Here is an 11,761-nt window from a genome sequence, read left to right on the forward strand (position 1 = left end):
ATGCACACCGCGAGCACGTCGGGCACCCACTCCAGGGACGCCGACGAGGCGACGAGGCCGGCCATCGACGCCCGATGGCCGCCCCAAAGCCCGCCTGCCCGCCGGCAATAAGACACCTCCACCTCCGGTATGGCTGGCGTGGAACACCCGCTGGCGCGCCAATCCTTCTCCGGCGTGTGGCCTTGCTGTTGTGGATTTGAATGAAGGCGAACTTGACCTTCGAAAGCGCGCCTTGCACCAAGTACTATGGCGCCATGTTCTTGCCTCTCGCGCTGCTCTTCGTGATGTCGGAGGAGCTCGCGTGCGCCGCTTCGCTGCGCTACGCGGCCTTTCTGGCCAGCGCTCCTCGCGCGCCCGTTCTCAGACCGATTCCGACAAGTAGCGCTCCTCGCGCAGCGGCCACCAATAAGGCGGACGCGAGGAAGAAGCCCCAGTTCACGCACTTCTTCGCGCTGCGCATCGAGCCCAGCTTCCTCGGCCCGGCGGCCGAGGCCGTGCAGGCGCGCCTCGTGGCGGCCGCGCCCGAGCTCGGGGGCTGCGTGATCCGACGGGAGAAGCTCCACCTGACGCTCGGGCTGCTGGGCCTGCCGCTGACGGAGGCGGCGGCGAAGGGCGACGACGACCCGGGCCCGGCCGCCGACGCGGAGCTCGGCCGGGCGGTCGAGGCGCTGCGCGCCGCGGCGGGCGCCGCGCGGTCGCCCGACGGCGTGCGCGCGCGGTTCCCGGGCCTCGGGTCGTTCGGGTCGGACGTGTTGTTCGCGCGCTGCGACGACCTGTCCGGCGGCGACATAGGCCTGGTCGCGGCCAAGGCCAAGGCCGAGCTCCTCGCGCGTGGCTTCACGCACCAGCCCGACTTCAAGCCGCACGCGACGCTGGCGAAGACGTCGAAATGGCGGCCGAAGCGCGGCGTCGCGCCGAAGCCCAGGCGGCCCAAGATCGCCGCCGCGCTCTGGGCCCCGGAGAGGGACGCGCCGCTCCGGGAGGAGCCCTACGTCTTCCGGAGCCTCGACCTCCTCCGCATGCTCGGCGACGACGGCGACGGCGGCTACCCCGTCGTCGCGTCCGCGCGCCTCGGCCCGCGGCCGCCTCGGGAGGACGCGTAAGGTGTTACTCGCACGGACGCCGCTACTTCTTGCCCTTCTTGCCCTTCTTGCCCTTCTTCTTCTTGGCGGCCTCCTCCTTGGCCTTCTTCTCCTCGCGGGCGAGGCGCTCGGCCTCGGCCTTGATGCGCTCCTCCTCCTTTCGCTTCTCGCGCTGCGCGTCGGCCTCGGACATGCGGTCGGCGGCGCGGAGGTCCTTCTGGGCGTCCATCCACTCCTCGAGCTCGCGGGCCTTTTGCTCCTCGTCGGCGATGGCCTGCCTGCCCGCGGCCTCCTTGGCGAGCTGCTCCTGGCGCGCGAAGTTCTTCTGCTGGATGACGCGCGTCTGCTTCTTGTTCGCGTCGACCTTGTCGGCGATCTTGCGCTTGTCGTTGACGAGGACGCCGTTGTTCCCGACGTCGAGGTTGATGATGGAGGCGTTGAGCTGGAGGGCCTTGGCGAGCTCCGCGCCCGCGGTCGTGCCGAGGTCGCAGCGCCAGAGGTTGAGGAGCGTCAGCGACGAGTTCGCCGTGAGGGACTGCGCGAGGGCGACGACGCCCGTCTGGTCCGTCGACTCGTTCGTCAGGGGGTTCGACTCCAGGCTCAGGGTCTTGAGGGTCCCGTTGGTGTGCAGCGCCTCGCCGAAGGCGTGGCACGCGCGCGGGCCGAGGCGGTTCTCGTTGAGCTCGAGCTTGTTGAGCGCGCAGTTCCGCTTGAGCATGCGGCCGATCTGGGCCCCCGCGAAGTCGCTCAGGTCGTTCCGCGACAGGTCGAGGCTCGTCAGCGACGTGTTGTTCCACATGGCCTTGGCCAGCGCGCGCGCGGTGATGGAGTTGACGCCGATGCGCGCCGACGGCCGCGTCTGGTCCATGCGGACGACGTAGAGCCAGGCCTCGATCTGCGGGTCGTTGGCGACGGCGTCCTGCTCCTCCCGGAGCTGCTTCTCGAGCTGGAGCCGCTTCTTCTGGAGCTGGGCCTTCATCCGCGACCGCTGGCGCTGCTCGCGCCGCTCCTCCTTGATCTTCTCGAGCTCCTTCGCGTGCTCCTGGTCAAAGTACTTCTGGAGCTCCTTGGCGTCGTCGTTGAAGAAGCCCTTGGGGTGCAGATGCCGCCGCTCCATCTCCGTCACCAGATCCTCCATCTTCATCAGGAAGGCGTCCATGGGCTTGAGGTCCGCCAGGTCGATGCTATCCTCGCGCTCCCGCCCGTTCTCGTCCCCGTCGTCCGCGTCCTCCAAGATGTCCCCCGCGTCCAGGTCCTCCTCGAGGTCCTCGATCCCCATCATCGCACCGAAGCGAGCGCCCGACGCGCCGCCCAACGCCGACGCGCCGCCGGTCGGGAAGCGGCTGCTGCGGGCCGCGACGCAGAGGAGAGCACAACAGCCGCGCTGAATGAGAAGGGCAACTCAGCTGCCCGTATCATGGGCGCGGGGACGATGCTGCCGCCTTCCGGAGCCTCGGCTTGGAGCCTCGTGCTCCTTGTGGCATTTCGCATGGCATGACGATGACGACGCGGGCGCTGCCGCTGCTGCTGCTCGTCGGAGGCGCTCCGGCGTGGCCCGTGGCGCCCCCGCGCGGGCGGGCGCCGCCGCCGCGCGGCTTCCTCGACGGGCTCCTCGGCACCGTCGAGGGCCTCCTGTCCAGCGACGCGGTCCTGCCCAGGGATGGAGACTCGCCCGCGATGGTCGCGCTCGTCGAGGTTTTTTTGGAGGACGCGTCCCCCGGGTCGCGGCGCGCGCTGCGGTCCTTCCTGGCGCGGCGCGACCGGGCGCTGTCCCTGGACGCGTTCCTCGAAGGCGACGGCGACGACGCGGGCGGCGAGGTCGAGGCGTTGCGCCTCGAGTGGCGCGCCTTCAGGAACGTCTGGCGCGCGCGCGTCGTCTCCGGGTCGGCGGCGGCGTCCTGGGCGCAGCAGGACGCCTTCGAGACCTACGGCGACGTCTACGCGATCTTCCCCTGCGAGGAGGACGGCCTCGCGGAGTGCGTCCGCGGCGGGGGCGTCGGGAACGTCGCCATGCTCCAGGGGGCGGTGCGACCCGGGGCGGTCGAGGCCCTGCGGCGCCACGCCCTCGCAGTGCGGGACGCCGGGGACGCCGGCTTCGGGAACATCCTTGGCCCGCGCGACGACACGGTCGCGGGCGCGCCGCAGACGCGCTGGGACGCGTTTCTCGACCCGCGGGACGACGAGGTCGCCGCCGTCGTCGCGGAATTGCTCCGCGGGCCCGCGGGGGACGCCCTGGAGGACCTCTGCGGCGGGCTCGACGCGCCGCTCCGCGAGTGCGCGGCGATCGTCGCGACGCCCGGCGCCGCTCCGCAGCCGATCCACGCGGACACGACGTGGACCGAGGCGCCCGTCCTCTTCACCTGCTTCGTGGCCCTCCAGGACATCCCGCCGGAGCTCGGCCCGACGCGCTTCCTGCCGGGGACCGCGACCAAGGCCTGCCACGACGCGCTCGACGACGCGCTCGTCGACGAGGCGTCGCCCGAGCGCGCGATCACGGACTACTGCGCGAGCCGCCCCTCGATCCTCGCCCTCCTCGAGGCCGGCGACGCGACGCTCTACGACTCCCGCCTCCACCACGCCGGCGGGCCCTGCGTCGACGGCGGCGACCGCGCCCTCTTCTACGTCTCCTTCGGCCACGCGGCGAACGAGGCCTACGACGCGCCGCCCCAGCGCAGCCTCGCGCCCGCCGTCGCCAAGAGGGGCCTCACCCTCGGCGACCTGAGGCGCGGGGCGCCGGCCGCGTCCTAAGGACGGGTCGTCTTTTTCAGCTGCCGCGCCTCTACGTCGTCCACGGCGGGGACAGGTGGTCGACAGGCCGCGACTAGCGCTCGCGCCGAAAATACCCCCGGCGAGATCATCTGGATCGTCATGTTGAAAATCCCCGACCACGTCGTTGCCTCGTGTCGCAGATCCTCGCTTCGTACGTCGACTACCAGGTGCGATGATGCCCTTGGACCTTCACCCCCCCCCTCCGCGCTTGCGCCCTGCATCGGTCCCGGCCCCGGCTGCTGCATCCGCGCCGCGGTCCGCCGCGGCGCGGAGAGCGCAGGGCGGGCGCTCGCCGAAGTGAGGTGGCGGGGCACGTCGTCGGCAACCGCCCGTTCGCCGCTTCGCCGACGCGCGCCCGCTGTAAAAAAAAACGGCGCTTCTTCGTAGGCCATCATGAAGCTCACGATCCTCGCCCTCGCGCTGTCCACGGCCTCGGCCTTCGTGGCCCCCTCGGCGCGCAGCGCGGCGCGCGTCTCGGTCGAGCTCGAGGCCAAGAAGTCGGTCGCGGACCTGACGGAGGCGGAGCTCAAGGGGAAGAAGGTCCTCATCCGCTGCGACCTCAACGTGCCGCTGAAGGACGGCGTCATCGGCGACGACACGCGCATCCGCGCGTCCGTGCCCACGGTCAAGTACCTCCTCGAGCAGGGCGCGTCGGTCGCCATGTGCTCGCACCTCGGCCGGCCCAAGGACGGCCCGGAGGACAAGTTCTCCCTCGGCCCCGTGTCGAAGCGCATGTCCGAGTGCCTCGGCACGGACGTGACCATGGCCCCCGACTGCATCGGCGACGAGGTCTCCAAGATCGTCGGCGCGATGAAGGAGGGCGAGGCGGTCCTCCTCGAGAACACGCGCTTCTACAAGGAGGAGGAGAAGAACGAGGCGGCCTTCGTCGAGAAGCTCGCGGCGCCCTTCGACCTCTTCGTCAACGACGCCTTCGGCACGGCCCACCGCGCCCACGCGTCCACCGAGGGCGTGACCAAGTTCCTCTCGCCGTCCGTCAGCGGCTACCTCCTCGCCAAGGAGCTCCAGTACCTCGCCGGCGCGGTCGACGAGCCCGTCCGCCCCCTCGCGGCCATCGTCGGCGGCTCCAAGGTGTCCTCGAAGATCACGGTCCTCGAGTCCCTCATCAACAAGTGCGACAAGGTCATCGTCGGCGGCGGCATGACGTTCACCTTCCTCAAGGCCATGGGCAAACCCGTCGGCTCGTCGCTCGTCGAGGACGACTTCCTCGACACGGCCAAGGCCGCCATGAAGCTCGCCGAGGAGAAGGGCTGCGAGCTCATCTTCCCCAACGAGATCCTCGTCGCCGACAAGTTCGCCGAGGACGCGGACACCAAGGTCGTCTCCGCCGACGAGATCCCCGACGGCTGGATGGGCCTCGACAACGGCCCCGCCGCCACGACCATGATCCAGGAGAAGCTCGCCGACTGCAAGACCGTCATCTGGAACGGCCCCATGGGCGTCTTCGAGATGGACGTCTTCGCCAAGGGCACCTTCGCCATCTGCGACACCCTCGCCGAGCTCACCGAGAAGGGCTCCATCACCATCATCGGCGGCGGCGACTCCGTCGCGGCCGTCGAGAAGGCCGGCCTCGCCGAGAAGATGTCCCACATCTCCACCGGCGGTGGCGCCTCCCTCGAGCTCCTCGAGGGCAAGGTCCTCCCCGGCGTCGCCGCCCTCGACGAGGCCTAAGCGCGCCCCGACCCGCGGCGGCGGCCGGCCCCTCGTCGGCCCGTCCGCCGCGCGCGCGCGCGCCCCGTCCCCCAGAGGCGACGACGCACGAAGCTTCCGCAGCTTCGCGCGTTTCGCCCCCCGCGCGTTCCGTCCAAGTTATGATGCGCGGTCTTCGTGATTTGCGCCTACGAGGGGCGCCGGCGGCCGCAGCCATCGTCTACTATTCTGAACCTGGTGCAACTTCTGGCAGGAGGGCAGAGTCTCGAGCAGTGAGAGCATGGCCGGGACCGCGCAACAGAAGAAGGCGCTGAGGCTCGGGGTGTGCGCCGCGGGCGCGGCCGTGCTCTGCCTCCTTGGCCTCCGCGTTTCCAAGGCGTCATCGTACGCCGCGCTGCGAGGCGCCACGAGCGACCTGTCCTCCGGCGCCGAGTCCTGCGACGGCCGTCAGTGCCCCGCGAGTCGCTGCGACGACCCGCTGTACCACTGCGGCGACGAGGCGCCGTACCAGTGCCTCGACGGAAGCGCTCGCTTCGGATGCAACGCCGACGAGAGCTATTGGATGTCCGCCGTCGACACGCTCTGCGGCGACTGCTGCGACGCGCGGACCTGCGACACCCCCGCGCCGCACCTCGTCGGCGGCGACAAGGACGCGGGCGGCTGCTTGGTGGCCGCCGGCTACCAGTGGTGCGCCTCCACCCAAAAGTGCGTGCGGACTTGGGAGACGCCCTGCCCGGACGCCTAGGCGCGCCGCCCCCTCGAAGAAGACCGGGCGGGGGGGTTCTAGAGCAAGGGGCTCGGTAATGCCCCGTGTAAGAAACGCGCTCGGCGCTCTTCCGGGGAGGCCACCGTATAGGCCCTGGCCATTGTCTGTGGGCCCCATACGGGTGGATTTGGAGGCAAAGGAACCTGCTGGCTCGACTGGCTGGCTGTGGAAATTTTTTGTGGACAAACGGAGAGAGGAAAGAAAGGAAATTTTGGACCGATGCGTCGGGCCGCCCGCGGGACGGCTCTGATGCGGGTCGCGGTCGTCTGCGTGCTCCGAGGGGTCCGGGCGCAGACGTTCGACTTTGGGACGGAGTTCGGCGGCCTCCAGGAGACCTTCGCGCCGACGACGTTCTTTCCATCGGCGGCGCCGACGACGGCGGCGCCCTCCGGCGCGCCGTCGGCGTCGCCCGCCGCGGCGCCGACGCTCGACGGGGCGGCGTCGTCACCCGACGGAGGGGCGTCGTCGGACGGGAGTGCGACGGGGGCTCCGACGACGGGGACGGGGGCGCCTACGTTGACGCGAGCGCCGACGTCGGAGGACGAGGACGACGACCCGATGCACGATCTGCCGCGGTGGGCGCAGGTCGCGGCGGGTTCACTCTTCGCGGTGTGCGTCTGCCTGCCGTGCTGGTGCTATTGCTGGCACGTCGCCTACAAGGGGCGGCGCATGCCCGACCTCGGCGGGATCGGGACGTCGACGTGGTACGACGACCGCCGGGGACAGACGTATTGCGTGATCCTCGTCGCGACCTTGATCAACTTCCTGGCGCTCACCTTCACGCTGCTCGCGGCCGACGACGACCCGGAGGTCGTCAAGAATTTTAACTTCGCGCAGATCCGGGCCTCGTCGGGGTCCATCCGCGTCGGGCTCCTCGGCTACGCGTACGTCAAGGGCTCCTCGGAGAACGCCAAGGCCGAGGGCTACTACAAGTTCGCCGAGACGAAGAGGGAGTGGGACTACGACTGGAAGGACTCCTGCGAGGACTACGGCAAAGCGACCTATGGGCTCCTCATCCCCATGGCGATCCTCAAGCTCCTCGCGGCGTTTGTCGTCTACCGACGCGCCTTCGCGACGCACGACACGCCGGCCTACAAGCTCGCCGGCTCCGTCGTCGAGTTCGCCTGCTTCCTCGCCCTCCTCGGGACGACGACCCAATTCTACGCGACCTGCTGGCGCTACCTCCCGGAGCGCGACGACGACGTCATCTTCCCGGACGCGGACCTCGACGTCCCGGGCGACCGCACGGACCGCGTCCAGCGCGTCCTCCCCCAGGCCGCCTCCATCACCATCTGCGTCGCCGGCTTCGCGAGCCTCCTCGTCTCCTTCCTCCACCACCGCACGCCCTGCTGGAACAGCGAGCTCCCCGCCTACGACGACGTCTTCTAGTAAGTTTACAAGGGACCTCGCGCGCCACTCACTGGCTAGTCGGCGTTCTCGAGGACGTCGACGGGCCACCAGGGCGGGACGTAGGGCGAGGCCTTGACGCCCTGGCCGCCCTCGACGTCGACGTCGAGGACCTCCCCGGAGAGGGCAAAATCGAGCTTGAGCATGGCGACGGCGACGGAGGACGCGGCGTCGACGGCGACGAGCTCGCCGACGGCCTTCTTGCCGGCGACGAGCTTGGCGCCGACGTCGGGGAGGCCGCCGGCGAGCGGGGGGACGTCGGGCACGGGGTCCGGCGGCGGGAGCGCGCGCGCCGCGCTGTGGAGGACGGCGCCGTCGGAATCCTGGAGCGCGACCGGCATGAGGCGGCGGCGGACCTCGCCGCGGAACTTGGCCCGCGCCGTCAGCTCCTGGCCGAGGTAGCAGCCCTTGTCGAAGGCGACGTAGTTGAGCAGCTCCAGGTTGCAGTTGAGCGGGATCCTCCCGACGACCTCGGGGCCCTCGGCGACGCCGAGCGCGAGGCGCCGCCGCGCGTACTCGCTCGCCGCCTCTCGCGGACCCCCCCCGGCCGCCGCGACGCCGCGCCCGCCCAAGAGCGCCGTCCGGGGGTCGGCGCCCCCGGCCAGCACCGCGCCGGGCGCCTCGGCCGCCGCCGCCGACGAGAACGTCGCGACCTCCAGGTCGTCGCGCGCCGCGAGCTTCACGGACGACCGCAGCTTGTACATCTTCAGGTGCCGCAGCAGGGCCGCCGACTGCGCCGCCGGGCAGTCCACGAAGACCTCGCTCTCGTCGTCCCCGCGCCACAGCACCGCGTCGGCGAGGACGCGCCCCTTGGTCGTCAAAAAGGCCGCCGCCAGGCCCGGCGCGCCCGACCCCAGCCACTTGTGGACGTCGTTCGTGCTCAACGAGTGGAGCAGCTTCGCCGCGTCGCTGCCGCGCACGCTCAACACCGCGCGATGCATCTGGCCGACGCGCTCTGCTCTGCTGCGGCGCAAGAAGAGGTCTGAATGAGCTTGCAGCTTCGACGCCGACTGGCCACTGCCACAGCCTTACCCTAGTTAGCGAATGTTTGTGTTAGAAACAACCGGATCGAGCCACGTAGGCCCCAGCCGAAGCTGCCACCGCCTCGCGCACCGATCATCAAGCGAACGAACAATCCCTCAACTCGTAAGTCAGCTCCAGCTCCAGAGCGCCAGAACCCCCACAGCGCCCGCCGCCAGCGAGGGGGCGCGGCGCCGACGCGATCGATCGCGCGGACGCCGGAGGCCAGCGCCTGCGCCGCCGCCAGCCGCGCCGCCATCCCGAGGCGCCGCCGCCGCCGCTGCGACGTCGCTCCCGCCGCTGCCATGGTCGCCTGGCAATTTGACTGCCTGCCGCAGGAGCTCCAGACGGAGGCCCTGCGGTTCGTCAGCGGGACCGAGCTCGTCGCGAGCCTGCGGGCCGTGTCGCGCGCTTTGGAGAACGCGACGGAGTCGCTCCTGCGCTACGACTTCGGGCCCTTTGCGATGGACGGGAGCCTTCTCCAACAAGAGGGGCGGTCCCAGGACGCCGCGAAGGCCGCGCCAGCCCTCGGCCTCTCCGACGGCGGCAACTCGGCGCGGCTGACGTGGCCGCAGCGCCGCCACTTGGTCCGGCTGCTCCGGGCGCGGTGCCGCTTCGGCCGCCGCTTCTTCGACGGCGCGGCGCGCGTCCCCGGGGACCTGGACCTCGCGCTGCACCTGCGGCGCGGGGGCGACCGCGCCTTCGGCGCTCGAGCGCCCTTCGGCGCCGACTTCCTCGTCGTCCTCGGCGTCCGCGGCGCGCGCTACGACTTCTCGCGCGCGTGGCACGCGCGCGACCTGCCGTCGCTCCACGTGGCGGACGCGCGCCGCCTCGACTTTGGCTGCTCGATCCCCCCCACGGCCACGGCCTCGCGCGCGGCGGCGGACCACCGCGAGCCCGGGACCGCCGCCTCGCTCCGCGACGCCCTCGACGTCTCCGTCCGCGTGAGCCTCGTCTCCCTCGACCACTCGCGCGTCGTCGACCTCGTCGCGTGGGGCGTCAACGCCAAGGCCGACGACGTCGAGGTCTCCGGCGGCGCCGCCGTCGCGACCGACGCGACGACCGTCAACGCGCGGCACCACCCCTTCAACGACGACGGCGAGCACCTCGCGCTCGCGTCGCGCTTCGACGTACAACTCGCGACGTCGGCCGCGCGCGTCACCGTCGACGTCCGCGCCTGCGACGACGACGGCCGCGACCTCGCGCCGCGCGGCGAGACCGTCGCCGCGCTCCTCTCCCGCGCGCTCACCTCCGGCCTCGCCAGCGGCAAGATGTGGCGCCGGGGCTCGCCGACGAACGTCGCCGCGCTCGGCGGCACGAGCCCCTGGCCCGCCTTCGACTTCTAGCACCTTAGCAAGGCCCGAATTCGAAGACGCGCGTCGTAAGACACAAACAAGCCCCTCCTCCCTCCGAGTCTTAGGCGACGAGGAGCCGGAGGAGGAAGACCTCCTCGCTCTGGTCGTGGTCGCTGTTGACGTAGAGGAGGCACTGGAGCATGCCGCGGCGCTGGACGGCGGGGAAGTAGAGGCGGAGGTAGTCGACGCCGTTCGGCGGGATGGTGATGCGCTTGGCGCCGTCTCGGGGCCGGAGGACGGCCTCGTCGGAGGAGACGAGGCTGAAGGACTTTGGCCGGTTCCAGGGGTTGCGGTAGGGGATGCGCTTCGTCGTTGCCTTGGCGAGGGGGAGCTCGACGTCGTAGGTCTTGGTGATGGTCGGGGCCGAGGAGACGGCCGTGAGGAGCCAGGCGGCGACGAGCTCGTGGGTGTCGGCGTCAACGAGGTGGACGTGGACGCGCTTGGCGCCGGCGTCGCGCGCGCGGTAGTGGACGGCGAACTTGTTGTGCGCGTGCGGCACGAGGCGGAACTCGTTCGGCGGGTCGAAGGTCGCGTCGCCCGCGGCCCCCCCCCCCGCGACGTCGGCCCCGCCGGCGACGGCGGCGTAGGCCTTGACGACGCGGGGCGTCCGGTCGCCGCGGACGACGAGCTCGACGCCCGCGGCCTGGCCCGCGACGCCGTTGAGGTCCGCGCGGAGCCGCGAGTGGACGACGACGTGCCAGAGCTCCGCGAGGCGCGCGCAGAAGCGGTCGCGGAAGACGAGGACGTAGAACTCGCCGACGGAGGGGAAGGCGCCGACGCGGGCGTACTTGATCAGGACCTCGTGCGCCCCCGGGCAGTCCGTCGACTCGCGCCACTGGATGGACACGTCGCTCGCCTCGCCGCGGCCGGTCGACACGCAGTGGACGTACATGCTCCGGTGGCCCCGCGGCTCCGGCGCGGCGAGGGCGTTCGCCCAGCCGCCGGCGACCTGGGCGCCGCCGTCGACGGCCTTGGGCGCCGGCGGCAGCACGCGGACGCAGCGCTTCAGGATCTCGCCCTCGCTCTGGTAGAAGCGGAACGTCCGGTCGACGACGCAGGCCCGCGGCCGGCTCTCGACCTCGACGGCGGCGACGACGTAGCCGCCGGCGGCGACGAAGCGCACGGGGACGACGCGGCTCGGCGCGCTGCCGGACCCGGGCGCCGCGGGGCCGTCGCCGTCCTTGGCCTCGGACGACGACCGGCGGTCGCCGCGGCGCCCCTCGTCGGGGGCCGCCTTGGTCTGCCGCGCGCCCCACTTGAGGTCGTGGGACGGGGGCTCGAGGGAGAGGAAGGCGAAGGGGACCCGGATCGTCTCGTGGGCCATCAGCAGGACGACGGGCGGCGCGCCCGGCGGGCCCGACGCGTCGATCATGTCGGCCTCGACCGCGCCGGCGCCGGCGTCGCCGAACGCGGGCGCCACGTGGCGCCGCAGGTGGGCCCACTCCTCCGTCGACGTCACGAGGCGCAGCTCCGTCTCCTTGCGCGGGAGGTCGACGCTGAAGCGCTCCGCCCGCGAGAAGGGGTTCGTCACCTCGACCTCGAACCAGCAGCACGTCCCGAACGTCGGGTAGATGGGCACGGTCGTCAGCATCGACTTGGCGAGCATGCCGCGGACCATGTCGCGCTTGCTGCCCTGGCGGTACCACTCGATCATCTTCAGGTCGTCCCACTCGTCGACGAGGCGCGCGTCGTCG

Annotated in this window: 9 protein-coding genes; 6 read left to right on the forward strand and 3 right to left on the reverse strand. The window is 71.4% G+C overall.

The window, feature by feature from the left end; all coding sequences use genetic code 11:
* The first annotated feature begins 212 nt into the window (after positions 1-212).
* Positions 213-1,103 carry a hypothetical protein gene (locus CMO28_RS16290; protein WP_296715251.1) on the forward strand — a complete coding sequence of 297 codons (891 nt, stop codon included), beginning with the start codon at positions 213-215 and terminating at the stop codon, positions 1,101-1,103.
* A 22-nt stretch (positions 1,104-1,125) separates the two neighbouring features.
* Here CMO28_RS16290 and CMO28_RS16295 read toward each other — a convergent pair whose 3' ends face one another.
* Positions 1,126-2,364 (reverse strand): hypothetical protein, encoded by a 1,239-nt coding sequence (locus CMO28_RS16295; RefSeq protein WP_296715253.1) that lies wholly within the window; start codon positions 2,362-2,364, stop codon positions 1,126-1,128.
* Between the two features lie 212 nt (positions 2,365-2,576).
* On the opposite strand from CMO28_RS16295, the gene CMO28_RS16300 reads away from it, so the two are divergent.
* The 4 genes from CMO28_RS16300 (at position 2,577) to CMO28_RS16315 (ending at position 7,674) form a co-directional block, all read left to right on the forward strand.
* Positions 2,577-3,830 carry a phytanoyl-CoA dioxygenase family protein gene (locus tag CMO28_RS16300; protein ID WP_296715254.1) on the forward strand — a complete coding sequence of 418 codons (1,254 nt, stop codon included), beginning with the start codon at positions 2,577-2,579 and terminating at the stop codon, positions 3,828-3,830.
* 414 nt (positions 3,831-4,244) lie between these two features.
* Positions 4,245-5,540 (forward strand): phosphoglycerate kinase, encoded by a 1,296-nt coding sequence (locus CMO28_RS16305; protein ID WP_296715257.1) that lies wholly within the window; start codon positions 4,245-4,247, stop codon positions 5,538-5,540.
* 259 nt (positions 5,541-5,799) lie between these two features.
* On the forward strand, positions 5,800-6,264 hold the full coding sequence (locus tag CMO28_RS16310; RefSeq protein ID WP_296715259.1) for a hypothetical protein: 465 nt from the start codon (positions 5,800-5,802) through the stop codon (positions 6,262-6,264).
* Between the two features lie 240 nt (positions 6,265-6,504).
* Positions 6,505-7,674, forward strand: coding sequence for a hypothetical protein (locus CMO28_RS16315; protein WP_296715260.1), 1,170 nt, complete (start codon positions 6,505-6,507; stop codon positions 7,672-7,674).
* Between the two features lie 35 nt (positions 7,675-7,709).
* On the opposite strand, the gene CMO28_RS16320 is transcribed toward CMO28_RS16315, so the two are convergent.
* A complete protein-coding gene (locus CMO28_RS16320; protein ID WP_296715262.1) occupies positions 7,710-8,633 on the reverse strand; it encodes a YgfZ/GcvT domain-containing protein in 924 nt (307 codons plus the stop codon).
* A 384-nt stretch (positions 8,634-9,017) separates the two neighbouring features.
* Here CMO28_RS16320 and CMO28_RS16325 point away from each other — a divergent pair, with 384 nt between their 5' ends.
* Complete coding sequence (locus CMO28_RS16325; protein WP_296715263.1) at positions 9,018-10,058, forward strand: hypothetical protein; 1,041 nt, start codon at positions 9,018-9,020, stop codon at positions 10,056-10,058.
* Between the two features lie 70 nt (positions 10,059-10,128).
* On the opposite strand, the gene CMO28_RS16330 is transcribed toward CMO28_RS16325, so the two are convergent.
* A partial coding sequence (locus CMO28_RS16330) for a hypothetical protein (RefSeq protein WP_296715265.1) occupies positions 10,129-11,761 on the reverse strand: 1,633 nt, incomplete at its 5' end.

The sequence above is a fragment of the Tistrella sp. genome (assembly GCF_002684955.1).
GTDB lineage: Bacteria > Pseudomonadota > Alphaproteobacteria > Tistrellales > Tistrellaceae > Tistrella > Tistrella mobilis.